General features: G+C 71.9%; 25 protein-coding genes and 3 pseudogenes. 18 read left to right on the plus strand and 10 right to left on the minus strand.

Features of this window, described 5'->3' with window-relative positions:
- Nucleotides 1–30 precede the first annotated feature (30 nt).
- The gene (locus RV983_RS03770; protein ID WP_475984327.1) at nucleotides 31–645 is read right to left on the minus strand and encodes a TetR/AcrR family transcriptional regulator; all 615 of its coding nucleotides are present in this window, start codon (nucleotides 643–645) and stop codon (nucleotides 31–33) included.
- Nucleotides 646–790: 145 nt separating this feature from the next.
- Between RV983_RS03770 and RV983_RS03775 the strand changes: the two genes are divergently transcribed.
- The 4 genes from RV983_RS03775 (at nucleotide 791) to RV983_RS03790 (ending at nucleotide 5,306) form a co-directional block, all read left to right on the plus strand.
- Nucleotides 791–1,555: an SDR family oxidoreductase gene (locus tag RV983_RS03775; RefSeq protein WP_475984328.1), complete on the plus strand. Its 765-nt coding sequence runs from the start codon at nucleotides 791–793 to the stop codon at nucleotides 1,553–1,555.
- A gap of 113 nt (nucleotides 1,556–1,668) precedes the next feature.
- Complete coding sequence (locus RV983_RS03780; RefSeq protein ID WP_475984329.1) at nucleotides 1,669–2,592, plus strand: SDR family NAD(P)-dependent oxidoreductase; 924 nt, start codon at nucleotides 1,669–1,671, stop codon at nucleotides 2,590–2,592.
- Between the two features lie 202 nt (nucleotides 2,593–2,794).
- Nucleotides 2,795–4,378, plus strand: a complete 1,584-nt coding sequence (locus tag RV983_RS03785; RefSeq protein ID WP_475984330.1) for a multicopper oxidase family protein — start codon at nucleotides 2,795–2,797, stop codon at nucleotides 4,376–4,378.
- A gap of 76 nt (nucleotides 4,379–4,454) precedes the next feature.
- Nucleotides 4,455–5,306 (plus strand): MBL fold metallo-hydrolase, encoded by an 852-nt coding sequence (locus RV983_RS03790; RefSeq protein WP_475984331.1) that lies wholly within the window; start codon nucleotides 4,455–4,457, stop codon nucleotides 5,304–5,306.
- Nucleotides 5,307–5,610: 304 nt separating this feature from the next.
- Here RV983_RS03790 and RV983_RS03795 read toward each other — a convergent pair whose 3' ends face one another.
- Nucleotides 5,611–6,090, minus strand: a complete 480-nt coding sequence (locus tag RV983_RS03795; protein ID WP_475984332.1) for a winged helix-turn-helix transcriptional regulator — start codon at nucleotides 6,088–6,090, stop codon at nucleotides 5,611–5,613.
- Between the two features lie 88 nt (nucleotides 6,091–6,178).
- Between RV983_RS03795 and RV983_RS03800 the strand changes: the two genes are divergently transcribed.
- Both RV983_RS03800 and RV983_RS03805 read left to right on the plus strand, forming a co-directional pair.
- Complete coding sequence (locus RV983_RS03800) at nucleotides 6,179–6,892, plus strand: SDR family oxidoreductase (RefSeq protein ID WP_475984333.1); 714 nt, start codon at nucleotides 6,179–6,181, stop codon at nucleotides 6,890–6,892.
- 244 nt (nucleotides 6,893–7,136) lie between these two features.
- Nucleotides 7,137–7,469 carry a tetratricopeptide repeat protein gene (locus tag RV983_RS03805; protein ID WP_475984334.1) on the plus strand — a complete coding sequence of 111 codons (333 nt, stop codon included), beginning with the start codon at nucleotides 7,137–7,139 and terminating at the stop codon, nucleotides 7,467–7,469.
- 48 nt (nucleotides 7,470–7,517) lie between these two features.
- Here the strand turns inward: RV983_RS03805 and RV983_RS03810 are convergent, their stop codons facing one another.
- Entirely contained in the window at nucleotides 7,518–7,733 is a 216-nt protein-coding gene (locus tag RV983_RS03810; protein ID WP_475984335.1) for a hypothetical protein, read from the minus strand.
- A 119-nt stretch (nucleotides 7,734–7,852) separates the two neighbouring features.
- Complete coding sequence (locus tag RV983_RS03815; protein WP_475984336.1) at nucleotides 7,853–8,941, minus strand: protein kinase family protein; 1,089 nt, start codon at nucleotides 8,939–8,941, stop codon at nucleotides 7,853–7,855.
- Nucleotides 8,942–9,100: 159 nt separating this feature from the next.
- Here RV983_RS03815 and RV983_RS03820 point away from each other — a divergent pair.
- The 3 genes and pseudogenes from RV983_RS03820 to RV983_RS03830 all read left to right on the plus strand — a co-directional run.
- Nucleotides 9,101–10,330 (plus strand): annotated as a pseudogene (locus RV983_RS03820) (RNA-guided endonuclease InsQ/TnpB family protein); the annotation flags it as partial.
- Between the two features lie 216 nt (nucleotides 10,331–10,546).
- Nucleotides 10,547–11,197 carry a LysE family translocator gene (locus RV983_RS03825; RefSeq protein ID WP_475984337.1) on the plus strand — a complete coding sequence of 217 codons (651 nt, stop codon included), beginning with the start codon at nucleotides 10,547–10,549 and terminating at the stop codon, nucleotides 11,195–11,197.
- 71 nt (nucleotides 11,198–11,268) lie between these two features.
- Complete coding sequence (locus RV983_RS03830; protein WP_475984338.1) at nucleotides 11,269–11,643, plus strand: VOC family protein; 375 nt, start codon at nucleotides 11,269–11,271, stop codon at nucleotides 11,641–11,643.
- A gap of 19 nt (nucleotides 11,644–11,662) precedes the next feature.
- Here the strand turns inward: RV983_RS03830 and RV983_RS03835 are convergent, their stop codons facing one another.
- Nucleotides 11,663–12,796, minus strand: coding sequence for an aldo/keto reductase (locus RV983_RS03835; protein ID WP_475984339.1), 1,134 nt, complete (start codon nucleotides 12,794–12,796; stop codon nucleotides 11,663–11,665).
- A 186-nt stretch (nucleotides 12,797–12,982) separates the two neighbouring features.
- Between RV983_RS03835 and RV983_RS03840 the strand changes: the two genes are divergently transcribed.
- The 4 genes from RV983_RS03840 to RV983_RS03855 all read left to right on the plus strand — a co-directional run bounded on the left by RV983_RS03840 (nucleotide 12,983) and on the right by RV983_RS03855 (nucleotide 15,581).
- The gene (locus RV983_RS03840) at nucleotides 12,983–13,480 is read left to right on the plus strand and encodes a DUF2975 domain-containing protein (RefSeq protein ID WP_475984340.1); all 498 of its coding nucleotides are present in this window, start codon (nucleotides 12,983–12,985) and stop codon (nucleotides 13,478–13,480) included.
- A complete protein-coding gene (locus RV983_RS03845) occupies nucleotides 13,480–13,596 on the plus strand; it encodes a helix-turn-helix domain-containing protein (protein ID WP_475984341.1) in 117 nt (38 codons plus the stop codon). The genes RV983_RS03840 and RV983_RS03845 overlap by 1 nt, the downstream gene beginning before the upstream one ends.
- Nucleotides 13,597–13,625: 29 nt before the next feature.
- Nucleotides 13,626–14,150 (plus strand): P-loop nucleotide/nucleoside kinase family protein, encoded by a 525-nt coding sequence (locus tag RV983_RS03850; protein WP_475984342.1) that lies wholly within the window; start codon nucleotides 13,626–13,628, stop codon nucleotides 14,148–14,150.
- Nucleotides 14,151–15,014: 864 nt separating this feature from the next.
- Entirely contained in the window at nucleotides 15,015–15,581 is a 567-nt protein-coding gene (locus tag RV983_RS03855) for a dihydrofolate reductase family protein (RefSeq protein ID WP_475984343.1), read from the plus strand.
- Between the two features lie 24 nt (nucleotides 15,582–15,605).
- Here RV983_RS03855 and RV983_RS03860 read toward each other — a convergent pair whose 3' ends face one another.
- The 4 genes and pseudogenes from RV983_RS03860 to RV983_RS03875 all read right to left on the minus strand — a co-directional run.
- Nucleotides 15,606–16,541, minus strand: coding sequence for an aminoglycoside phosphotransferase family protein (locus RV983_RS03860; RefSeq protein WP_475984344.1), 936 nt, complete (start codon nucleotides 16,539–16,541; stop codon nucleotides 15,606–15,608).
- Nucleotides 16,542–16,831: 290 nt separating this feature from the next.
- A complete protein-coding gene (locus RV983_RS03865) occupies nucleotides 16,832–17,035 on the minus strand; it encodes a DUF1427 family protein (RefSeq protein WP_475984345.1) in 204 nt (67 codons plus the stop codon).
- A complete protein-coding gene (locus RV983_RS03870; protein ID WP_475990212.1) occupies nucleotides 17,032–17,181 on the minus strand; it encodes a DUF1427 family protein in 150 nt (49 codons plus the stop codon). Before RV983_RS03870 ends, RV983_RS03865 begins: the two co-directional genes overlap by 4 nt.
- A 114-nt stretch (nucleotides 17,182–17,295) precedes the next feature.
- Nucleotides 17,296–17,847 (minus strand): annotated as a pseudogene (locus tag RV983_RS03875) (NAD(P)H-dependent oxidoreductase); the annotation flags it as partial.
- 103 nt (nucleotides 17,848–17,950) lie between these two features.
- Between RV983_RS03875 and RV983_RS03880 the strand changes: the two are divergent.
- The 3 genes from RV983_RS03880 (at nucleotide 17,951) to RV983_RS03890 (ending at nucleotide 22,948) form a co-directional block, all read left to right on the plus strand.
- Nucleotides 17,951–18,598, plus strand: coding sequence for a TetR/AcrR family transcriptional regulator (locus RV983_RS03880; RefSeq protein ID WP_475984346.1), 648 nt, complete (start codon nucleotides 17,951–17,953; stop codon nucleotides 18,596–18,598).
- Between the two features lie 4 nt (nucleotides 18,599–18,602).
- A complete protein-coding gene (locus RV983_RS03885; RefSeq protein WP_475984347.1) occupies nucleotides 18,603–19,007 on the plus strand; it encodes a hypothetical protein in 405 nt (134 codons plus the stop codon).
- Between the two features lie 119 nt (nucleotides 19,008–19,126).
- Nucleotides 19,127–22,948, plus strand: coding sequence for a S8 family serine peptidase (locus RV983_RS03890; RefSeq protein ID WP_475984348.1), 3,822 nt, complete (start codon nucleotides 19,127–19,129; stop codon nucleotides 22,946–22,948).
- A 133-nt stretch (nucleotides 22,949–23,081) separates the two neighbouring features.
- Here the strand turns inward: RV983_RS03890 and RV983_RS03895 are convergent.
- Nucleotides 23,082–23,381, minus strand: a pseudogene (locus RV983_RS03895) (MmyB family transcriptional regulator); the annotation flags it as partial.
- 170 nt (nucleotides 23,382–23,551) lie between these two features.
- Between RV983_RS03895 and RV983_RS03900 the strand changes: the two are divergent.
- Together RV983_RS03900 and RV983_RS03905 are read left to right on the plus strand one after the other, a co-directional pair.
- A complete protein-coding gene (locus tag RV983_RS03900; RefSeq protein WP_475984349.1) occupies nucleotides 23,552–24,184 on the plus strand; it encodes a DUF6518 family protein in 633 nt (210 codons plus the stop codon).
- Between the two features lie 64 nt (nucleotides 24,185–24,248).
- The gene (locus RV983_RS03905) at nucleotides 24,249–24,836 is read left to right on the plus strand and encodes a TetR/AcrR family transcriptional regulator (protein WP_475984350.1); all 588 of its coding nucleotides are present in this window, start codon (nucleotides 24,249–24,251) and stop codon (nucleotides 24,834–24,836) included.
- Nucleotides 24,837–24,856 lie beyond the last annotated feature (20 nt).

The raw sequence follows: 24,856 nt of genomic DNA on the forward strand, positions 1-24,856 counted from the left end.
GGAATCAGCGTAGGGGCGGGGACGGGGCCGCTAGGCGTCGCGGCCCCGGGTTCCGATCCCGGTCATCAGGTTGGCCACCAGGGCGACCGCGAACTCCTCGGTGAGGGGCTCGTCGGGGATCAGCAGGCGGTGGTAGCAGGCGCCCCACAACTGGTCGACGAGCACCTGGGGGTCGACCTCGGGGCGGATCTGGCCGCGCCGCTGCGCCCGGCCGATCGCCTCGGCGGCGAGGGCGCGCCGGGGGCCCGAGTAGTGCTCCCGGAAGGCCGCGGACAGGTCCGGGTCGGTCTGGGCCTGCCCGACCAGTTCCACGACGACGTGCCCGGCGCGGGTGCGCGTCATCAGACGCGCGAAGGCGCGCAGCTGGCTGGTGAGGTCCGCTGCGATGTCGCCGGTGTCGGGGAAGGCGAGCGTGTCGCGGACCGCGGCGAAGTAGCCGTCCAGCGCGAGCGCGCCCTTGGAGGGCCACCACTTGTAGATGGTCATCTTGCTGGCGCCCGCCGCGTTGGCGACGCGCTCGATGGTGAAGGCGGCCATGCCGTCCGCGAGCAGCAACTCGCCCGCGGCCTTCAGGATGTCGGCGCGCACCTCGTCGGCCGGCCTGCGGCCGCGGCCGCGGCGAACGGGTTCCGGTGCTGCTGTCATGACGGTCCTCTTCCTCGGTCGGAGGTCTCGGGAACATTTTATATGGACGCGGCGTCTACATCCATGCTTATATGGACTCAGCGTCCATTAAGTGCTTCCGCGGCCACCCCGCCACGGAAGTCCGACATCGGAAGGACCCCTCGCCATGAGCACCCCCGACACCTCCGCGGCCGTCACCTCCACCACCGGCCGGGTCGCGATCGTCACCGGCGGCTCCGGCGGCATCGGCCGGGCGGCGGCCGAGCGCCTCGCCGCCGACGGCATGAAGATCGTCATCGGTTACGCGGGCGGCCCCGGACGTGCCAAGGAGGCCGTCGACGCCGTGGTCGCCGCCGGCGGCACCGCGATGGCCGTCCGGGCCGACGTGGCGGACGAGGACGAGGTCGCCGCCCTGTTCGACCAGGCCGAGCAGGCCTACGGCGGCGTCGACGTGGTGGTGAACACCGCCGGGGTCATGCTGCTGAGCCCGCTGCTGGAGCTGGACTTCGCCGACTTCGACCGGATGCACCGCACCAATGTGCGCGGCACCTTCGTCGTCAGCCAGCAGGCCGCACGGCGGGTGCGCGCGGGCGGCGCCATCATCAACTTCTCGACCAGCGTCACCAAGCTCGCCCTGCCGGGCTACACCGCCTACGCCGCCACCAAGGGCGCGGTGGACGCCATGACGCTGATCCTCGCCCGTGAGTTGCGCGGTCGCGACATCACCGCCAACGCCGTCGCTCCCGGCCCGACCTCCAGCCCGCTGTTCCTGGAGGGCAAGGACCAGGCCACCATCGACCGCCTCTCCTCGATCTCCACCTTCGGGCGCCTGGGGACTCCCGAGGACGCCGCCGAGGTGGTCTCGTTCCTCGCCGGACCCGCCCGCTGGGTCAACGGCCAGGTCATCTACACCAACGGCGGGGCCATCTGACGGCACGCGCCGCCGCACCCGCCTCCGCCGATCCGCCCCCCCTTGCCCACCGGCCCCGGCCCGGCGCCACGCCGCCGGGCCGGGCCCCACCCGCACCGAGAGGTCGTTCCACCATGCCCTCCACCGTCCTCATCACCGGCGCCGGTTCCGGATTCGGCGCCCTGGCCGCCCACGCCCTGGCCGCCGCCGGCCACACCGTCTACGCGAGCATGCGCGACATCGACGGCCGCAACGCAGCCCGCGCGGCCGAAGCCCGCGACCGCGCCACCCGCGAGGGCATCGACCTGCGCGTGGTCGAGCTCGATGTGCTCGACCAGGACAGCGCCGACCGTGCCGTGGCCCGCGTCCTGGCGGAGGCGGGCCGGCTCGACGTGCTGGTCCACAACGCCGGCCACATGGTGCTGGGCCCCGCCGAGGCCTTCACCCCGGAGCAGTTGGCCAACGTCTACGACACCAATGTGCTGGGCACCCAGCGCGTCAACCGCGCCGCCCTGCCCCATCTACGCGAGCAGGGCCACGGACTGCTGCTGTGGATCGGCTCCTCCAGCACCCGCGGCGGCACCCCGCCGTACCTCGCCCCCTACTTCGCGGCGAAGGCCGCCATGGACGCGCTCGCCGTGAGCTACGCCGCCGAACTCGCCCGTTTCGGGATCGAGTCGACGATCGTCGTCCCCGGCGTCTTCACCAGCGGCACCGACCACTTCGCCCACGCGGGGCACGCCGCCGACCGTGCCGTCGCGGAGGCGTACGAGGCGCGGTACGCGGGGATGACGGACCAGGTCGGCAGGGCGCTGGCGGCCATGTCCCCCGAGGACGCCGATGTCGCCGACGTGGCGCGGGAGATTGTCCGCGTGGTCGGCCTGCCCGCGGGCAGCCGCCCCTTCCGTACCCACATCGACCCCGTCGACGACGGGTCGGAGGTCGTCTCGGTCGTCGCCGACCACGTCCGCGAGCGCTTCTACCAGCGCCTCGGGCTGCCGGACCTGCTGGCCCCGGCCGTCGCCCCGGCCACCGGGGTGCGCGCGCCGTCGGCCTGAGGCACCGTACGGCGAACGCCCCTGGTCCGGGTTCCCGCGCGAGCGGAGCACGAACCAGGGGCGCTTAGTGCGTTGATATGTCTTTTTCTCGGGTCTGATGGGTGTCGCCCCGGCACGCGTGTCCCACCCTTTCGTGTGTACGGTGCAGCCCTATGCTGACGAAAGCCGCAAAACGATCAATTCGGCGTGGATGGGAGCCAACGTGATCCGAGGTATCGACCGGCGCCGCTTTCTCGCCACAGGTGCGGCGGCGGTCATCGGGGCGGGGGTGGCAGCCCGGGCCACGGCCCTGTCCCCCGCCGACGTGCCACCGGGCGGCGTCATGCGGAGCAAGGCCCCGCTTCCCCGCCCCTACCAGCTGCCGCTGCCGATCCCCCCGGTGCCGCGCCCGCTCCAGACCGCCGGCGGCACCGACACCTTCCGGATCGTGCAGCGCGAGGCGAAGCTGGAGATCCTGCCGGGTCTGCGCACCAGCTGCTGGACGTACAACGGCACCTTCCCCGGGCCCACGATCATCTCCCGTGCCGGGCGGCGCACCATCGTGCGGCACCGCAACGAACTGCCGCAGCCGACCGTCGTCCATCTGCACGGCGGGCACACCCCGTCGGAGAGCGACGGGTACCCGATCGACCTGACGATGCCCGTCAACAGCCGCCTGTCCGTCGAGGACGCGATGGCCGGCATGGACGACATGGGCGAGACGCACGGCAACATCGCCTACGGCGAGCGCACGCACACGTATCCCATGCAGCAGCGCGCGTCCACCATGTGGTACCACGACCACCGCATGGGCTACACCGGCACGGCCGTCTGGCACGGCATGGCGGGCTTCCACCTGCTCACCGACGACGAGGACGGCGCCCTCGCCCTCCCCCGCGGCGAGCGGGACATCCCCCTCATGATCGCCGACCGGTCCTTCGAGGCGGACGGTTCGCTGATGTACCCGGGCGACCCGAACATGCACGCCCCGGGCGTCTCGCGCAACCACACCGCCGGCGTCCAGGGCGACGTCATCCTGGTCAACGGTGCCCCCTGGCCCGTGCACCGGGTCCAACGGGGGCGCTACCGGCTCCGGTTGCTCAACGCCTCCAACGTCCGCTACTACAAGCTCGTCCTGGACCCACCGCCCCCCGGCGGCAAGGGCCTGGTGCAGATCGGCAGCGACGGCGGCCTCCTGGAGCGCCCCCTGGCCCACGACAGCCTGCGGCTGGCACCCGGTGAACGCTTCGACGTCGTCGTGGACTTCTCCCGCTACCGGCCCGGCACCAAGGTCCGCGTGGCGAACCTCTTCGGCAGCCGGACCACCGCGGACGTCATGCGCTTCGACGTCTCGCCGTCCACCCGGGCCGTCCACGACGACGCCCGTATCCCCGACCGGCTGGCGCGGCGTGCCGAGACCGTCCTCGACCCCGCGAAGGCCGTCGCCACCCGCACCTTCGAGTTCCGGCACTCGGGCCGCAGCGGCTGGACGATCAACGGCAAGCCCTACCTGCCGGGCCGCTCACTGGCCCGCGCGAAGCTGGGGACCACCGAGATCTGGCGCTTCAAGTCGGTCTTCTTCCACTCGATCCACGTGCACCTGGACCCCTTCCGTGTGGTGTCCCGCAACGGCAAGGCACCGGGGCCGTTCGACCACGGCTGGAAGGACACGATCGCCATGGGGCCAGGCGAGACGGTCGACGTGGCCGTCCGCTTCACCGACTACACCGGCCACTTCATGCTCCACTGCCACAACCTGGAGCACGAGGACATGGCGATGATGGCCGACTTCTCGACCTACGCCTAACCGGTCGCGTCGCCCCGCAGAGCACCACCGAGTACGAGTGCCGCCGAGTCCAGCCGAACGAGAGGCGGGTGCCGCCGTGGCCCCTCGCATCAGTCCCGAGCGCCGGGCATGCGCGGTCTGCGTCGTCGGCGGCCCCACCGTCGTCCTCGACATCGGGGGGCTGCGCCTGGTGACCGACCCCACCTTCGACGAGGCCGGGGAGCACGGGTACCTCACCAAGACCGCGGCCCCGGCCGCCCACGAGGACGAACTCGGCCCCGTGGACGCCGTCCTGGTCAGTCACGACCTCCACCCCGACAATCTCGACGTACGCGGGCGGGCCCTCGCCCTGGCGTCCTCGCTGGTGCTCACCGGGCCCGCGTCCGCACGCCGGCTCGGGCTGCCCGCCCGCGGACTCGCGGCATGGGAGAGCGTGGAGTTGCCCCGCCCGGGCGGGGACACCGTCGCCGTCCACGCCGTACCCGCGCAGCACGGTCCCGACGACGGCGAGCGGGACGAACAGGGCCACGTGAACTGCGAGGTCACCGGCTTCGTGCTGAGCGGCACGGGACTGCCCACGGTGTACATCAGCGGCGACAACGCCTCCGTCGGCGTCGTCGCCGGGATCGCCCGGCGCATGCCGCCCATCGACATCGCCGTGCTGTTCATGGGCGGCGCGCGGGTGCCCGTACGGAGCCGCAACCGCCCGCTGACCCTGACCGCGGAGCGGGCGAGCGCGGCCGCCTCCGTCCTGGGCTCGCCGCTCGTGGTCCCCGCGCACTGCGACAGCTGGGCCCACTTCACCGAGGACCGCGCCGACATCGCCCGGGCCTTCGACGACGCGGGACTCTCCGCGCGGCTGCGCACCGCGGAGAACGGATTCTGGGCCGACCTGGAGGACTGGGACGTGCCGGGGCCATCCGGGGCGGATCAGCCCGCCACGCGGTAGTGACAGGCGGACACTTCGCCGAACCCGGCCCGCGCATAGAGCCGCACGGCCGCGATGTTGTCCCGTTCCACCTGGAGATACCTACGGCCGGCAACACCTCTGCCACGGGCAGGGTGCCCATGCCGAACACCCCCGCCCGGCCCGTGTCGGCGACCGCGCGGCCGACGGCGACGACCTCGTCCCCGATCAGCACAACCCCCCTCCGGGCCGCGAGGACCTCATGGTGCAACGTCAACTGGCGTGCGGGCGGGCGACGGTGACGGATCGGGGCGTAGGCGCTCCGCACCGACGGGACGGTCCGCTCTCAGTCCTCGGGTTCGGGCACCGCAAGGAACCGGACGCCGTTCGCGGGGACCACCGCGCCGGCGTCGTCGACGAACGCCACACGCACCACGCGGCCCTCGTCCGCGGAGCGCCGCAGGACGCTCGGCCCCACGGAGGGCGGACGGTTGTCGTCGCCCCATTGCTGGAGCGCGGCCAGGACCAGGAGGAGCTGCTCACCGCTCGGCGTCAGGTGGTAGCTGAAGCGGGTGCGCGTGCCGGGCTCGCGATAGGGCCGCTTCTCCATGATGCCCTCGTCGACCAGCGTGCCGAGGCGCAGCGCGAGCACGTCGGCGGCGATGCCGAGGCGGTCGCGGAAGTCCGCGAATCGCGTCGCGCCCATCAGGGACGCGTCGCGGAGGATCAGCAGCGTCCACCGGTCCCCCACGACCGCCAGGGCGCGGGCGATCGAGCACGTCTCTTCGGGGTCGCGGTGCTTCCGCATGGCCTTGGCGGGAGTCATGACCCCAGCATACCCTGAGTTGCATAACCCCACCCAGAGCATCTAGGTTGGCCATACCAACTCAGCATCCCCCCGAGATGAGACATTCATGGACATCAGGAACGCAGTGGCCGTCGTGACCGGCGCGAACCGCGGCCTCGGCCGGCACTTCGCCGCCCAGCTGCTCGAGCGCGGCGCCGCGAAGGTCTACGCGGGAGCGCGCACGCCGTCGTCGGTCGATCTGCCCGGGGTCGTGCCGCTCGAACTGGACATCACCGACCCCGGCTCCGTGGCGCGGGCGGCCGCGGCCGCCTCGGACGCGACGCTGCTGATCAACAACGCGGGCGTCAGCCTGCACGTCGGTCTCGTCGGCGGCGACATGGCCGACATCCGCCTGGAGATGGAGACCCACTACTTCGGCGCCCTCAACATGACCCGGGCCTTCGCCCCCGTGCTGACCGCCAACGGCGGCGGGGCCGTGCTCAACGTGCTGTCCGTGCTCAGCTGGGTGCACTACCCGGACTACGGCGGCTACAGCGCCGCCAAGGCGGCCGAGCTGGCCATGACCAACGTCACCCGGCAGGAGCTGGCGCCGTCCGGCATCGACGTCACCGCGCTCCACGTCGGCTACATGAACACCGACATGGCCGACTACGTGCCCGAGTCCGACAAGACCGACCCCGCCAAGGTGGCCGCGCTCGCCCTGGACGGCATCGAGGCACGCGCCCTCGAAGTGGTGGCCGACGACAGGAGCCGCGCCGCGCGCGCCGCGCTCTCCGGCGACCTCTCGAACTTCTACCCCGGAGTTCCCGCGAGTCGCTGATCGCGCGGGAGGCCGGACGCCGGGGTCGCGGGCGGCCGGGGCCGGGGGAACTCCGTCGCGACCCCGCCTCCGGCCGCACATGGTGTGACACGCACCACCCCCGGGAGCACATTTCACGCCCAAGGGCGGAACAAACGGACACTCCGGACGGTTGGCACCCCTATTGGTCGCGCAACCGGTGACCACCCACCACCCGGAGGGGCGCTGTCACGACAGCGACGTCGGAAAAGGAGAGGTGCCCCGCATGAACAGCTCGACTGCGGAGACGTTCAAACGAGCGATGCTCTACTTCAACGGCCAGCACTACAGGGCGGCCGCGAGGGTCCTGAGCGGCATCGTGGACGTGGCACCCCGCAACCTGGCGGTTCGCATGCTCCTGGCGCGCTCCTACTACTACTCCGCCCAGTTCACGAAGGCGGAGAAGGAACTCCGGCACATCCTGGGCACCGAGCCGAACGACCCTCACGCGCACCTGCTGCTGGGCCGCTCCCTGGAACGCCTGGGACGCACCACGGAAGCCGCGCCCCACCTGCGGCAGGCGGACGCGATGACGGCCTGGGACCTCATCGTCGTCTGAACCCGACGGGCCTTCCGGCCAACCGCCGATCCGGCCGTCTCCGGCGGGTCACGCGCAGTAGCGGATGAGCCAGTCCGTGTCCGGGTTCCGGCCGAAACCGGGATCGTTCGGGGCGGCGGCGGGCCGGCTCTCGACGGTCTTCTCCAGCGGGACACGCTCGGGCAGCCTGCCGAAACGGGCTTCCCGCAGAGCGGCGTCCACGGCGGCCTCGGCCTCTTCGTCGCGCGAGGACCGCGGGACCTGGGAGTGGGGGTCGGCGCTCATCGTTCCCTCCCTGATCACAAAGTCCGGAGCCTGACGGCCCGGACCCTCAGCGTACTGCGGCGCCGACACGTCCGGGCCGCGGAGGTCGTGACCATTCCCAAGGCACCGCCTCTGGTGCGTCAGCCGGCGGACGGGCTGTGGATCTCGCCGATCCGCCTGATCTCCTCCAGCGGGTACGGGGTCTGCCTGCTCCCGCGCCGGAGCCTGCCGGTGAAGTCCGACATCACCGCGGCGATCGGCGCATACCGGGTGAGGATCTCCGCGGCCTTCTCCGGGATTCCTGTGGGGCGCTCGCCCTCCGTGAAGGCGCGCACCTGGGCGAGGCGGCCGTCCCGGTCCCCTATCTGATAACCGTACAGCGCGGTGACCAGCCAGTTCACCAGATTTGTGGCGGTGTAACAGCGGTCGTAGCTCTGATGCCGGTCGAAGAAGTCGGCCTCATCCTCCGACAGCTCGAACCGGGAGGAGATGGCGAGGCCGTAGTCCGCGTAGTAGAGGCGCTGTCCGTCGGTCAGGATGTTCTCGAAGTGCGCGTCGAAGTGCAGGAGTCCGCGGCTGTTCATGAACGAGGTGCCGGCCGCCAGCTCCCTCTCCACCATGGCGCAGGCCCGGTTGGCGATCTCGTCCCCCCTTCCGATCCCGACCTGAGTGCCCAGCCACTGGTGCAGGTTCTGCGGGATGTACTCCAGGAACAGCGCGACACTCGCCGAGGACCGCTCGAGAGCCTGGATCCGGCCGCGCACCTGAGGTACACCACCCCAGCAGGCAACAGCCCTTTCGATGTCGGCCAGTTCCTCGGGCAGGGGCGTCGAGTCCGGCAGCACCCGCCAGTGGTACATCAGGGGGAAGCCCTCGTATTCCCCCGCGCGCACCCAGTTCGTCGTCGTCGTGTGCACGGCGAGCTCTCTCCAGGCCCCGAAGCCCGGACTACCGATGCCGTACTGGCCGATGCCGTACTGGCAGAAGACGGGCATATCGAAGAGGTTCGCCGTGGAGCGGACATGCTCAGGTCGCCTCTCCAGGTCGGTGAGTGGCACCCGCTTCACGAAGACCGGAGTGCCGGCGACCTCCAGCAGGGCCGACTTCCCGCCGATGCCGGATCCGATCGGCGCGGCCGTCTCCACCAGCTCCTGCAGGGCGCGATCACCGTACGTGGCGAGGGATGTCGAGACATCGCTGTGGGCCGCAAGACGTGCGTTGCGCGACATGTCGGGGACGTTCACCTGTTTTCTCCCAGGAGGCCGGGGCCTTCAGGCCGGGGAGGAATGGGTCCTTGGGTCGGAGCCGCGAAGCGGCGGAGTTGGCTGCGCATCTGTTCTGACCTGCACTCTCATTCATTGTCAGTGGGGGCTGTGAGGTTCCCGAGCATGACGACGACTGCGATGGCGGAGGAGGGTACCGGGCATGCCCGGTACCTCTTCCGGCTGCGTGTGTCGTCGACGGCTCGTGCCGGTCTGGAGGCGGAGTGGGCGCGTTGCCGGTGGGTGTGGAACGAGTGCGTGGCCGTGTCGCGCAAGGTCCACGCCCTGAACAGGGCCGCCGAGCAGAAGACCACGTGCGGTCCGGCGCAACTGGACAGGATGCTGACCCAGGCCAGGCGGTCGATGGCATGGCTGCGGGAAGGAAGCTCGGTTGCGCAGCAGCAGACCGTCCGGGACTTCGCGAAGTCCCGCGCCAAGGCCCTGAAGGACATCACGGCGCGGCTGCCGGTGCGGCAGCGCGCGGGGATGCCCCGGATCAAGCGCAAGCGCGAGGCGGCTCCGTCGCTGAACTACACCACCCGGGGTTTCAGGCTCAAGGACGGGCGCCTGCACCTGGCGGGCGGCATCGTGCTGACGGTGGTGTGGTCCCGTGACCTGCCCGCCGACCCGACGTCGGTACGCGTGTACCGGGACAGCGTCGGCCACTGGTACGCCTCGTTCGTCGTGGCCGTCCAGATGCAGCCGCTCCCCGCCACCGGCGCAGTGATCGGCATCGACTGGGGCGTACGCGAGACCGCCACGACGTCCTGCGACCTCCACGACCTGCCCCACGCCCAGCACGGCAGGACCGCCGCGGCGAAGCTGGCCCGGTACCAGAAGATGATGGCCCGCCGCCGCACCCCGAGGAACGCGCCGGACACCGCCGGTTACCGCAAGGCCCGCCGGGCCGCGTCGAAGGTGTCGAAGAAGATCGCCCGGCAGCGGCAGGACCCGGGCCGCACGTGGGCCAAGCGCGTCGTCCGTGACCACGACGCGATCGCGGTCGAGGACCTCCGGCCCAAGTTCCTTGCGAAGTCCACGATGGCCCGCAAGGCGGCGGACGCGGCGATCGGCGCCACGAAGACGGCCCTGATCGAGATGGGCCGCAAGCACGGGCGGGACGTCCTCCTGGTGCATCCCGCGCACACCACGATGGACTGCGCGGCGTGCGGAGCGAGAACCAAGCACGCACTTCCCCTTTCGGAACGTACCGACACCTGCACCGTGTGCGGAGTCGTGTCCCCCAGGGACAAGAACTCCGCCCGCGTGATGCTCGTCCGGGCTGGTCTCAACCCGGCTGGTGCCGATCGTGCAAGCGCTGGCGGACCGCCGGTCCCCAGCCCACGTGAGCCAGGAATCCCCGTCCCCTCAGGGCAGGGAGGATGTCAATGTTGCCTCCACCTGGGCGCCCACATCGATCCTGGTCGGACCGGACTGTTCTCGTGTGCCGAGCATGTCAGTTGGCGAGTCGAGAGGGGCATGGGCCCGTCCGGCCGGGCCTCGACACGACGCTGCTCGACGCTGACCCAAGGGGTCCCGCTGCTGCTTCAATGACCCGCGGAGGTGAGGACATTGGTGTCCACCGATCGGCTGCTCGCGTTTGCGGCCGTGTCCCTGATCGTCATCGTGATCCCCGGGCCCAGCGTGCTCTTCGTGATCGGCAGGGCGCTCGCGCACGGCCGCCGCACCGCGATGGCCTCGGTCCTGGGGAACTTCCTGGGGTCGTACCTGCTCGTGGTGGCCGTCGCACTCGGCCTGGGCTCGCTGTTCGAGCGCTCCCTGCCGCTCTTCCTCGCCGTCAAACTGGCGGGCGCCGCCTACCTGGTGCACCTCGGCGTGCGCGCCTTCCGGCACCGCGGGGAGATGGCGGTCGGCGCGACGGACACCGCGGCCGATGCCCCGGCCCCGCGCGGGGACCTGCGGACGGTGGCCGACGGCTTCACCGTCGGCGCCACCAACCCCAAGGGCATCGTCTTCTTCGCCGCCGTCCTTCCCCAGTTCGTCGATCCCGCGGCCGGCCACCTGCCCGGCCAGATGCTCCTCCTCGGCGTCATCCCCATCGGCATCGGACTGGTCACCGACACCTGCTGGGGCCTCACCGCCTCCGCCGCCCGCGCCTGGCTCGGCCGCTCGGACCGCCGCCTGTCGCTGCTCGGCGGCGCGGGCGGCCTCGCCATGATCGGCCTCGGCGTCACGGTCGCGGCCACCGGCCGGACGGACTGACGCCCGCGGCCGGACACGGGCCGGCGATCTCCCCGTTGCGGGAGCGCGGCATGGTCAACGAGACTCGGCGCATGACTTCCGCGATTCGCCATGTGACGATCGACTGCGCCGACGCCCACCGGCTGGCGACCTTCTGGTCCCTGGTTCTGGACCGTCCGCTGCACGAGGAGGACGAGCCCGGGGACCCGATGGCGCTGGTGGAGACCGAGGGGGCCGGGCTGCTCTTCGTCACCGTGCCGGAGCCGAAGAGCGTCAAGAACCGGATCCACCTGGACGTGCAGCCGCAGGACCGCACCCGGGACGAGGAGGTCGAGCGACTGCTCGCCCTCGGCGCCGCACTGGTCGACGACCGCAGGAACCCGGACGGCACCGGCTGGGTGGTCCTCGCCGACCCGGAGGGCAATGAATTCTGCGTCGAGCGCAGCGCGGCGGAGCGCAAGGACTGACACGCCGCCAGCAACGGTCTCAGTAACGGACGTCGCTCTGGAGCAGCGGCGGATACACCGTGGACGACTCGCCGTCGACCGTGGTGCCGCCGAACTGCAGCATCGCCCGCTGGGCGCCGTGCAGTGGCGCCGGGTAGTCCAGGACCGGAGCCGACACCTCGTCCAGCCGCCGCAGGTGGCCGGGGGTGAGGGCGACCTCCAGCCCGGCGAGATTGCCCTCCAGGTGCTCCAGGCGGCGGGCACCGACGATGGGCACAACGGTCCCCTCGCGGGCGCGCAGCCAGGCGAGGGAGACGGCCGCGGCGGTGGTCCCGAGGTCGTCGGCGATCTCGGCGACCGCGTCGATGACCACGAAATCCTCGTCGGTGGGCTCTCCGACGAAGGATGTACGGGCCGAGTCGGCGGTGCGCGTGCCGCGCCGGTACTTGCCCGAGAGGAAGCCGTTCTTCAGCGGGCTCCACGGCACCAGCGCCATGCCCTGGTCGCGGGCGAGCGGCGCGAGTTCGCCCTCGACGGTACGGGCCAGCAGTGAGTACTCCACCTGCAGCGCGATCAGCGGGGTCCAGCCCTTGAGCAGTGCGGTCGTCTGGGCCTGAGCGGTGACCCAGGCGGGGGTGTTGGAGAAGCCGATGTAGCGGATCTTGCCGGCCCGGACCAGGTCGTCGAGCGTGCGCATCGTCTCCTCGATCGGCGTGTTCCGGTCCCAATTGTGCAACCAGTACAGGTCGATCCAGTCGGTCCGCAGCCGGCGCAGGGTCCCGTCGAGCTGCGCGATCACCGACCTGCGGCCCGCCCCGCCGCCGTTGGGGTCGCCGGGGTGGAGGTTGGTGAAGAACTTCGACGCCAGCACCACGTGTTCGCGCCGCCCCGGCCGTGCGGCGAAGAAGTCGCCGAGAATGCTCTCCGCATGGCCGTTGGTGTAGAAGTTGGCGGTGTCGATGAAGTTCCCGCCCAGTTCGAGGTAGGTCGCGAGGATCTTCTCGGACTCCTCGACGCTGCACCCGGCGCCGCCGGGATCCTCCCCGAAGGTCATCGCGCCGAGGGCGAACGGGCTGACCCGCAGCCCCGAGCGGCCGAGGGTGACGTAGTGGTCGAGGCGGCATGGACATGCTCCCGTGGGTGTCGAGACGGTCTGCGATTTCGTCCTGACCATCGAAGCGCGGGGCGGGTCCGGGCCGGTAGGCCGATCAGCGCGGCCTCTTGCACGATCCTGCCGACTTCCCGCGCATCGGGCCGTACGGCCGGCATCCGGCGTGCGCCACCCGCCGTGGACACCTATCTTGCCAGAGCTATCGTTTATCGATAGCTTTCCATCGTTGCCCGATGGCTGGAGGGGTCAATGGGAAAGCTGACGGTGTTCGCGCTGCGCGCTGTGCTCTTGGTGCTGCTCGCGGGCTCGGTGTTCGTGCAGGCCGTGATGCTGCCGCTGGTGGCGGTCGACATGAGACAGCTCGACGCGGACCACGCCTATCTGCGCGTGCCGTTCCTCGCGATCACGGTGCTTGGCGTCGTGGCGGCCCAGGTCGTCCTGGTCTGCGTGTGGCGGCTGGTGACGATGGTCCGGCACGGAACCGTGTTCTCCCTCGCCGCCTTCCGGTATGTGCACGTCGTCATCGGCGCGTTCGTCGCGGCCGCCCTCCTGGTCTTCACGCTCGCCGTGCTCCTGGCGCCGGGCGAGGCGGTCCCCCCGGGCATCGTCCTTCTGATCTGCGGGTGTGCCGTGGCGGTCATGGGTGTCGCGCTCGTCGTGCTCGTCCTGCGCATCCTGCTCGCCCAGGCCGTCGCGCGCGACGTCGAGGCGGCATGGCTGCGGGGCGAGCTGGCAGAGGTGATCTGATGCCGATCGTCGTGGGCATCGACGTGATGGCGGCCCGGCGGAAGATGTCCATGGGCCACCTCGCGGAGCGGGTGGGGACCCCGCCGGCCCACCTGGCCGTGCTCGACAAGCCGTGATCACTTTGCCTTCGTGACAAGATCCGGGCGTGACCATGTTGTTCCTGACGGTCGGCCTGCCAGGGGCCGGAAAGACCACGAAAGCACGGCAACTGGCCGAGGAGCACAACGCGCTGCGGCTGACGCCGGATGAGTGGATGATCCCGCTGTTCGGCGATCCGCAACCGGAAGGGAAGCGCGATGTGGTGGAAGGACGGCTGCTCTGGCTCGCTCTGGAGGCGCTGAAGCTCGGAACGAACGTAATCCTGGATTTCGGGTGCTGGTCTCGTGACGAGAGGTCCGCGATCCGCTGGTTGGTGATGGCCGTGGGCGCGTCCTGTCACCTTGTGTACGTGCCGGTGGACCATGAGACCCAACGTGCTCGGATTGCCCATCGCCAGTCGACCACCCCTGATCAGACCTTCGCGATGAGCGAGAGGGACCTCGTGCACTGGAGGACGCTGTTCGAGGAGCCCGACGCCACGGAACTCGATGGACTTGAGGTTGGAGGTCCACCTCCTGGGTGGTCAGGATGGCTGGAGTGGGCCGCCGATCGGTGGCCATCGCTCGCGTGACTGTCCGGCCGACCTTGGTGCGGCCCGGTAACGCAGCCGTGCCAGAGGCGCTGGCCGTCCCAGGTCAGCGGCGGCCGGGCGGGCCCTGCGGCGGTGCCTTGACCGCCGGCGTTCCTCGCCGGCCGGGTCGGTGTGCCAGTCTTGTTCTTCGCCTCGGCCCCTCTTTCGGCCGCCTCTTTCCCCAGTACCTCCAGGACTTCCGCGTCGACGGGCGGTCCGGACGCATCGTGATGCGGGCGGGCCGTGGCCGAGTCCACGCCGGCCGGCGGCACATCCGTCTCGCCCTGCCGCGCGGCCTCGGCGATCACACCCTCGAGGAGGGTCGTGAACACGCCGGCCTTCCGCCAGTACCGGAACCGGTCACCACCGTCTGCCACGATTTCGAACCGGCCCGTCTCCCGCCACTGGGCACCCGACCGGACTCCCGCACACACCTCGAGCTGGGCCCGAGGATTCTCCGGATACGGACCGAACTCCCCGATCGGCAGGAACGGAGCAATGAACTCCTCATCGGCATCCGTCTGTTGCGCACGCGTCATCTCCACAGTTCCACCGGGCCCCGAACCCGCGCGGGTCCGCGACCCGATGGATGCGGGGTCTCGCCGCTCGTGACCTGCCGATCTTGCGTGACCTGTGCGTTCTTGGCTGTCTCACGACCTTGTCACCCATGATCAGTCTCAATCCGTGGCATTTCTCCGCGAGGGCCAGGGCGAGGTCGAGATCAGGCGGCTTGCCCTTGCCGGCCGGGCACACCACGCTGAGCCCCGAGCACGAGGACTACCGGCGAGCCCCGATCGCGCACCGATGAGTTTCCCGCGCCGCGCTGGTCTGTACGCCGGACACCCACGGACGAAAGGTTGGGCCATGCGGAAACTGATCTACGGCATGAATCTGACCCTGGACGGCTACATCGCCGCGGTCGGCGACGACATCGGCTGGAGCGGACCGCCGAGCCACGAGCTGTTCCAGTGGTGGCTCGACCACGAGCAGGCGAGCAGCCTGTCGTTGTACGGGCGCAAGCTGTGGGAGTCGATGAGCTCCTACTGGCCGACCGGCGACCAGCAGCCCAACGCCACCGCGGCGGAGATCGAGTTCGCGCGGAACTGGCGGGACACGCCGAAGGTCGTGTTCTCCTCGACGGTCGACAAGGTCGACTGGAACACCCGCCTGGTCACCGGCGACGCGATCGCCGAGATCAGCCGGCTCAAGGCCGAGGACGGCGGCCCCATGAACATCGGCGGCGCGACGCTCGCCGGGGCGGCCATGCGCGCCGGGCTGATCGACGAGTACGTGATCGCCGCCCATCCGGTCCTGGTGGGCGGCGGCACGCCGTTCTTCACCGCGCTGGACGGCTGGGTGAACCTGAACCTGGTGGAGACGCGGACGATTCCCGGCGGCGTGGTCCTGACCAGGTACGAGACGAGGCGCTGAGCAGCAGCGATGTTCTGTACGACATCACCGTGAGCCCACAGCGTGTTGGGTTGCCCAGGCGTGCCGGTCGTGGTCGTCCAGGACCTCGCGGATCACGCGCTGGTCGACGGCGGCGCGCGCCGGATCGTCGTCGATGACGCCGGTGAGCACCAGCAGCGCCTTCCACAGCGCCCACCCGCGCGCCCGCGCCCAGGTAGCGTCGTCCATGGCGACGGCACGGCGGAACGCCTCACGGCCCGCGCCGGAGAAGAAGGTCCAGGCGATGACCAGGTCGCAGGCGGGGTCCCCGACACCGGAGGTGCCGAAGTCGATGACGGCCGCGAGGTCGCCGTCGGCCACCAGGAGGTTCCCGGAGGCGATGTCCCCGTGGAACCAGACGGGTTCGCCCCGCCATTCCGCGGCGAGGGCGGCGTCCCAGACGGCGGCGGCGCGGGCGGTGTCCACGCGCCCGTCGAGGACGGCGAGGCAGCGGCGGGTCTCGTCGTCGTAGTGGGCGGGCGACGCTCCCCGGTACCAGCTGTGCTCGCCGGCGAGAGGTCCGCCGGATGCGTCGCAGCGCTGAAGGGCGTGGAGGAATCCGGCCACGGAGGCGGCGAACCGGGGCTGGTCGTCGATCCGTGCGCGGTCGGCGGTCTCCCCGGACAGCCAGCCGCGCACGGACCACGGGAAGGGGTAGCCCTCGCCGGGAGCGCCCATCGCCAGGACCGGCGGAACGGGGACGGGCAGGCCGGGCGCGAGCCGGGGGAGCCACCGGTCCTCCTTGGCCACGGCGGGAACGTAGCCGGCGGCGGTCGGCAGCCGGACCGTCATGGCGTCGCCGAGACGGTAGGTGCGGTTGTCCCAGCCGTCCTTCTCGACGGGGGTCACGGACAGGTCCCGCCACTGGGGGAACTGGGCGCTCACGAGCCGCCTCACAAGGGAGGCGTCGATCCCGGCGCGGCCGTCGGGTTCAGAGGTCATCGGCACCTGGGGATGGTGGACTCCTGCGCGCTCCCGCCGCAACGGGATTTCGGCGGGGACGAGCGGACCGTCCCGCGGGCCGGGGCAGGGAGTGCTCCGGCCCGCCGGCGGTCGGGGCCGGACCGGCCGGCGGTCCACCGCAGACGGAGGTCATGTCGCCGTGGCGGCGGCCGCCGCGCGGCCCGCCCGGCGGCCGGAGAAGAGGCAGCCGCCGCCGAGGAACGTGCCCTCCAGGGAGCGGTGGCCGTGGACACCTCAGCCGCCGAAGCCGCAGACCTCCCGGAGCCCGTTCAGCCCGTCGTCGTAGGGGTGGCGCGGCGCCTCCATCGGGCCCGCAGCATCCGGGTGGCGTAATCGCCGACGAGGATGCCCAGCAGGCCCACGAGGGAGATCCACGGCGGGGCGGGCGACCGGACGCCCATCAGCCAGTAGAGGGCGCCCGCGAGAAGTCCCGCCCCGAAGGACACGGCGGAGCGGCCGGCCAGGTTCCTCATGCGAACGACTCCAGCAGTCCGTAGCCGATCAGCATCCCTGCCAGGCCCACCAGGCAGACCAACGGCGGCGCGGGCGTCCTGACCCGCAGGAGCCCGTACATGGCTCCCACCGCCAGGCCCGCGCCGAGAGAGAGCGCGTACTCCACGCAGGGCCTCGCTCCCGTACGTACGGCGTGGGCATTTTGTCCCTTTGTAGCAGCACGTGCGACGGCTTCCGCACTCCGACGCGGGGGACGGGAGAAGCGCGGCGGCGGGAGAAGCGCGGCGGCAGCTGTGGAGCTGAGGCGCTCGATGACCTCGGTCAGGCCGGCGACCACCTCGGCGTCGTCGATGGGGTGGGTGTCGGCGAAACGGACGACCGAGCCGGGGATGGAGAGCTTGACGTCCTCCAGGACCGCGGCGCCGGCGATGCGGGCCGCCTTGCGGGCCTCGTCCTGCGCCCACACGCCGCCGTACTGGCCGTAGGAGGTGCCCACGACGGCGACCGACTTGCCGGTCAGCGCGCCCTGGCCGTACGGACGGGACAGCCAGTCGATCGCGTTCTTCAGCACCGCCGGGATGGTGCCGTTGTACTCGGGCGAGATGAGGAGGAGGGCGTCGACCCCGTGGACGGCGGCGCGCAGGCGGGCGGCGGCCTCCGGCAGCGTGCCCTCGACGTCGAGGTCCTCGTTGTAGAACGGGATCTCGGCCAGGCCCTCGTAGAGCTCGATCTCGACGCCTGCCGGGGCGTGCTTGAGGGCGACCTCGGCGAGCTGGCGGTTGTGGGAGCCGGCGCGGAGGCTGCCGACGAGCGCGAGGATGCGGACGGACATGTGAGGAACTCCCGGATAGCAGTGGGGTAAGCGGACCGTGGTCCGCTTCTCCTTTGTAGCACCCAAGCGGACTGCGGTCCACTTTCATTCCCGCCGCTACGCTATGGCCATGACCGAGCCACCCCCGGCCGTCCGAACCGCCCTCGACACCGGCACGGAGATCACGCTGACCGCGACGGGCGAGCAGCCCCCGCTGCGGGCCGACGCCGCGCGCAACCGGCAGCGCCTGCTCGACGTGGCCGCGGAGCTCTCCGCCGAGCACGGGGCCGCCAACGTGACCATGGAGGCGCTGGCCATCGCCGCGGGCGTCGGCAAAGGGACGGTCTTCCGGAGGTTCGGCGACCGCGCGGGGCTGATGGTGGCGCTCCTGGACCACCACGAGCAGCAGATCCAGGGGGCCTTCCTGACGGGCCCCCCGCCGCTGGGGCCGGGCGCCCCGCCCCTCGACCGCCTGCGCGCGTTCGGACCGGCGGTGATCCGCCACGAGCACACGTTCCGCGACCTCTACGTGGCGGTGGCGGCACACCCGCGCCGCCGCTTCAACCCGTCGTACCACCTCAAACACACCCACATCGCCCTGCTGCTGCGGGAGTCGGGGGCGCCGGGCGACATCGAACTGGTCGCGCACACGCTGCTCGGCTACCTCAACACCACGCTCGACGACTACCTGATCAGCAGCCGCGCGATGTCCGTGGAGCGGTTGACCGCCGCCTGGCACGACCTCGTCACGCGCCTGGCCGACGGGGAGTAGGCCGGTGCCGCAACAGGCGCCACGAGCACAGCCCACGGCGGCGGGACAGGTCCGGGCGGTCGCGCGGGGCGTGGCGCGGATCCTGGCCAATCTCGCCCTCGGGGTGCCGGCCGCCGTGCCGCTGTACTGCGCCTGGTGGCTGCTGACCGCGTACCTGCCGATGGACTGCCACGACGTCTCCGACGTCTCCGCGCCCGGCTTCTCCGGTACGTGCGACTACCACGTGCTCGACCACGCCGGTCCCGTGACGGTCGCGCTCGTGCTCTCCGGACTCTTCGTCCTGGCCCTGGTCCTCCTGGTCGACGTCGCGCTCCCCCGCTCCCAGGGGCGCCCCGTCCGCCCCTGGGCCGTCGCGGGGCTGCTGATCCCGGTCCCGTTCCTGGTGCTCCTGCTCGCCGCACACGCCTGACGGGATCCGGACAGCCGTCATGAAGTCGCCGCCGGTCCATCCGGGATTTCCCGCCGATTGAATCGTTCAAGTAGCTAGCATGCGGCGGACATTGGACGGATCTAGCGTGAAGGACCCATGTGAGACCGCTCTTCCGGAGCCGATCAGGCCTGCAGGTCATCGCGGGCGCCGCGGGCGTCGCGGCCGTGCTGATGGCGATCCCGCCGGCATCGGCCAGTGACCACCCGACCGCTTCGACGCCCCTCCCCACGCTCCGCACCGCGACCGCCGGGTCGGCCCCAGGCGGCTCGCCCTCACGGACCGTCACCCTGCTCACCGGCGACCGGGTGACCCTCACTCCCGGCGGCTCCGGCCCCGCCGCCCTCACCGTGGAGGGACCGGACGGGGGGCGCGCCGACGCCCGCATCACCACGCGGGACGGCGACACCTACGTCTACCCGGCCGCGGCCGAGCGCTACGTGGCCGCAGGCCTCCTCGACACCGACCTGTTCAACGTCACCCGGCTGATAGCCGACGGCTACGACGACGCCCGCTCCCAGGGTCTGCCCGTCATCCTCACCTACGCCACCGACGCCCGCCGCCGGCTCGCGGCCCCGGCACTCCCCGAGGGCGCCACCGGCGCGCGGGCGCTGACCAGCATCGGCGGCACGGCCCTCACCGAGAACCACGACCGGGCCGCGGACTTCTGGGCGGACCTCACCCGGCAGCCGTCCGCGCGGTCCACCGCAAAGGGCACCGCGAAACTCGCCGAGGCCGCCGACGCCGCGGCGGACCGCCCGGCGCTGACCGGCGACGTCCGCAAGGTGTGGCTGGACGGCAAGGTCGAGGCCGACCTCGCGGACAGCGTCGCCCAGATCGGCGCCCCCGAGGTGTGGGCCGGCGGCGACACCGGGCAGGGCGTGGACGTGGCCGTCCTCGACACCGGTTACGACACCGGCCACCCCGACCTCGACGGCGTGGTCGCCGACTCCCGCAGCTTCGTCCCCGGCGAGGACGTCACCGACCACCACGGGCACGGCACCCACGTGGCCTCGACCATCGCGGGCAACGGCGCGGCCTCCGGCGGCAAGGAGAAGGGCGTCGCCCCCGGCGTGCGGCTGCACGTGGGCAAGGTCCTCAACAACGCCGGCAGCGGCTCCGACTCGTGGATCATCAGCGGCATGGAGTGGGCCGCCCGCGACGCCAAGGCGCGCGTGGTCAGCCTGAGCCTCGGCAGCGACCGGCCGTCCGACGGCACGGACCCGATGAGCCAGGCCGTGAACCAACTCAGTGCCGCGACCGGCGCGTTGTTCACCATCGCGGCAGGCAACGCCGGCCCGGGCGAGGCCACCGTCGCCGCTCCCGGCGCGGCGGACGCGGCCCTCACGGTCGGCGCCGTCGACGCCTCCGACACCGTCGCCGACTTCTCCAGCCGCGGCCCCCGCTTCCGGGACGACGCGCTCAAGCCGGAGGTCACCGCCCCCGGCGTGGACATCCTGGCCGCCCGCTCGCAGTACGCGACCTTCGGATCCGGCCCGTACGCCACGCTGAGCGGCACCTCGATGGCCACCCCGCACGTGGCGGGCGTCGCGGCCCTCGTCGCCGCCCGGCACCCGGACTGGTCCGGCGCCACGATCAAGAACGCCCTGGTCAGCACCGCCGAGCCGACGCCCGCCAATCCCGCCGACGCGGGCGGCAACGGCCGGGTCGACGCGGTCGCCGCCACCGGGAGCGCCCTGGTGGCCACCGGAGTCGCCGACGCCGGCATCCACTCCCTCGGCGGCGCGCCCGGCGAGACCGTGACCCGCGCGGTCCAGTGGACCAACCCCGGGGACACTCCGCTCACCCTCACCGCACGCGTCGACGCACCGGACGCCCCGGAGGGACTCTTCGCCCTGACGGACCGTCAACTCACCGTACCCGCGCACGGCACGGCCGCCACCACCGTGACCACCGCGCTGGACCGCGCACCGGCCGGGGGCCGCTGGACCGGCCACGTCGAGGCGGCCGTGGACGGCAAGGTCGTCACACGCACCCTGCTCGCCGTCAGCACCCGCGAGGAGATGCACCACCTGCGGGTCCACGTCACCGACCGCGCCGGCGACCCCGTCTCGGACCTCGTGATGTACCAGCGCAAGGGCGACGAGTACGCCCAGGCCGCCTACAGCGACCTCGACGGCACCCTCGACGCGGTCGTGCCCTCGGGTACGTACACGGTGTGGAGCTGGATCGCCGTCCGCGGCGTCCACGGCGAGTCGTCGTTCGGCAGGGCCCTGCTGGCCAGGACCGGCGTCGAGATGCGCGGCGCCGACACCGACGCCGTTCTCGACGGCACGAAGCTGCGCAGGACCGAGGTCGTCACCCCGCGGACGTCCACGGCCAGCGACATCCGCATGGACCTCAGCCAGTCCTTCAAGGACGGCACGCCCGCCATCACCGACACGGTGACCGTCGGCGACGGCTTCGACAGCGTGTGGGCACTGCCCACCGCCAAGCCGTCCTCCGGCGACCTGGCGTACACCGTCCGCTGGCGCATGCAGCAGCCCCTGCTGGCCCTCTCCTCCGGTCCGCAGGAGTTCGACGACCTGTGGCTGCAGCCCGGCTCCGGCCGGCCCGCGGACGGCACCCGCACCCTGCCCGCCGTGTTCGCGGGCAACGGCACCCCGGCGGAGTACGCGGCCGCGGGCGCCAAGGGCAAGGTCGCCGTCGTCCGGTACGTGCAACCCGCCGACGACGACGACCGGTCCACGGCCACCGCCGCGACCGACGACCAGTACACCGCCGCGCAGAAGGCGGGCGTCGCCCTGCTGGTGGTGGTGAACGACCTGGGCGGCCGGCTGCGCGAACCGGTGCGCCGCACGGGCCTCGTCATCGCCGGCGTCTCGCACACCGAGGGCGAGACCCTGATCGGCCGCATCCAGGGCAGCCGCACCGGCTCCGTGCCGATGCGGGTCGCCGGGCACGCCGAGACGGACTACCTGTACGACCTGGTGCACACCTGGCGCGGCGGCATCCCGGCGACCCAGCGCTACGCACCCGCCGAGAACCGGCTGGCCAGGGTCGATGTCGGCTTCCGGAACGAACCCGGCACGGAGGTCGACGAGTTCCGCTACGACATCCAGCCGTACCTGGGCGTGAAGGTGGGCGGCCAGCGGCTGTCGACCGCCGGTGCGGAGCGCACGGACTGGGTCACCCCGGCCGGCGAGGCCACCTGGATGGAGGAGGCCTCCAACGGCATCCGGTCCATCCAGTTCTCCGGGCGGGTCGGCTATCCGGCAGGCCGCACCACGGACGTCCAGTGGTTCGGTCCCGTCGAGCACCCGCGGATCAACGAGAGCCAGCAGCTGCCGCAGCGCAGCGGCGACTGGCTGGAGGTGACCGTGCCGGGCTGGGGCGACGGCGGCCGCGACCACACGGGCGTCGCGGGGCCGGGCACCACGTCCGAGGCCAACGCGCTCTACCGGGACGGCAGCCTGGTCACCAGCACCGACGGCACCTGGCTGGGCACCGACCTGCCGGGCGCCGCGGCCCGCTACCGCCTGGTGACCACCACCGGGCGGACCGAGGGCTACTCGTACTCGACGGCCACCCGCACCGAGTGGGCCTTCACCTCGGCCACGCCGCACGGGGAGGGCGCGCGGACGCTCCCGCTGCTGCAGCTCGACTACGGGATCGCGACACGGGCGGACGGCACGGCGCGCCGTGACGCCGAACTCGTGGTGACGCCCTCGCAGTTGCCGGGCGTGTCCCGCGCACCGCTGCGCACGGACTCCGTCGAGGTGTCCTACGACGACGGGCGCACCTGGCGCAAGGCCTCGCTCCGGGCCGCCGGCTCCGGTGCCGCCCGCGTCCGGCTCGACGCCCCGCGCGGCGCCGCGTTCCTGTCCCTGCGGGTCCGGGCCTCGGACACACGCGGGAACACCGTGACGCAGACGGTCGTCCGGGCCACCGGGCTCGGCTGACCGCCCGCCGTTCCGTCCCGAGGTGCCGGTCCCCGCAGCGGGGACCGGCACCTTCGGCGTTCCGGGGTGCCCGCCCGCGCGTCAGGTGCCGGGCAACCGCTCGCCGAGTACGGGGAGCAGTTGCCTTCTCGTAGCTCTCCGACCCGGGTGATGCGGTGCAGACCAGGAGCGACTGGGTCTGGTCGGCGGCGTACAGCACCTGGCACTGCAGTTCGAGCACCCCCAGCTCCGGATGGACGATGCGTTTGACCTCGCCGCAGCGCACACCGATCTCGTGTGCCTGCCACAGGCCGTGGAACTCCGGGCTCTGCGCGATCAGTGAGTCGACGAGGGCGCCGGCCTGCGAGTCCGTGCCGTGCCGGGAGTAGACCGCGCGCAGGTCGGCGACGAAGCGGCGGCTCAGCCAGGGGCGGTCGTCCTCGTGGTAGGCCAGCTTGCCGGCGGGCCCGGACGGACCCCGGAACCGCTCACCACCAGGTTCGTTGCCGGCGTCGCGCCGATGAAGGCATCACCGACTCGGGGAGCACCGGTCCCCCCTTGGGGCCGCTGCCCACCCCGACGGGGTATACATCGCATGTATACCCGGCATGTATAGTCGCGGCCGTGACCGTACCCCTTGCCCTTCGTTCGCGCCCCGCCGTCACCGGGCCACTGGCGTGCGTCCTTTTCGGGCTGGTGCTCGGTGCCGCGACGTACCTGCTCCACGGGGTGTCGCCGGTGTTCGAGCGGGCGACGAACTCCTCGTCGTCCTGGATCGTGTGGACGGCACTGGCCGGCGCGCTCGTCCCGCGCGTCCGGACGGCGGCCGCGTGCGGGGCGCTGATGATGATCGCGACGTGCCTGGGGTACTACGCGACATCGTCCATGAACGGGACGTTCGGGAGCGGGGGCATTCCCACGGCGCTGGTGTGGGCGGCCGCGGGGGTCGTCGGGGGGCCACTGCTGGGCGCGGCAGGATGGGCCGTCCGACGGGAGACAGGGCCCCGGCGGCATCTGGGGGCCGCACTGACCGGCGCGGTGGTGGCGGGCGAAGGGCTCTATCTGGGGCTGGAGTTGAGCTACTGGGGCGAGGCGGCTGCGTTCCTCGGACTCGGGGCCGTGCTGACGGTGGTGCTCACCTGGTACCGGGCGCGGGAGACCGGGCCGCGTCCGTGGCTGCCCCTGGTGCTGATGCCGGCCTGCGCGGTGGCGTACTACGGCCTGGAAGCCGGCGTCCTGAACACGCTGCTGGGCTGAGGGCCGGCCCGTGGGCGGACCGGTGGCGCGGGCGTGCGGTCCGCCTCAGCCGTTCGATCACGGGATGGGTGGACGCCGTCTCGTGGGTCACCGCGGCCGGGAAACCCACGCCCTTGCGGAGCGGCGACCGCGCCGGGGCGACGGCGGCGCGGGACCACGAGGAGCAGGCCGCTCCGAGTCCTGCGGCAATCGCGAGGGTCCGCGTGCGGTCGTCGCCGGGCAGCGCGACAACACCCTCGTCGCCGGCGCCACCGTCGAATGGCCCTTCGACCCCGACACGGTCGTCCGCGAGGTACTGGCCATGGGACCCGATCACATCGGCGAGCGTCTCGCCGACGTGTTCCTGGAGACCTGGGAGCAGGACGGCCGGCCCCGTACCGCTCTCACCCTGCTGCACGCGGCGTGCGAGCGTCCGGAAGCGGCCTCGCTGATGCGGGAGTTGTTCACCACGTGCGTGGTGGATCCGATCGTGGCGGCCCTCGCCCCCGAGCGGGCCGAGCTCCGCGCCTCCCTGGTCGCCGGCCATCTCCTGGGCCTGCACGTGGGTCGCTACCTGCTGGCCTTCGACGCGATCGCCGGGGCGGATCCCGACGTACTGAAGCGTGCGCTGGCGTCCACCATCCAGCACATGTGCACCGGCCCTCTCTGGTAGCCGAACCGGCTCGCCGGGAG

This window comes from Streptomyces sp. RLA123 (assembly GCF_056270165.1).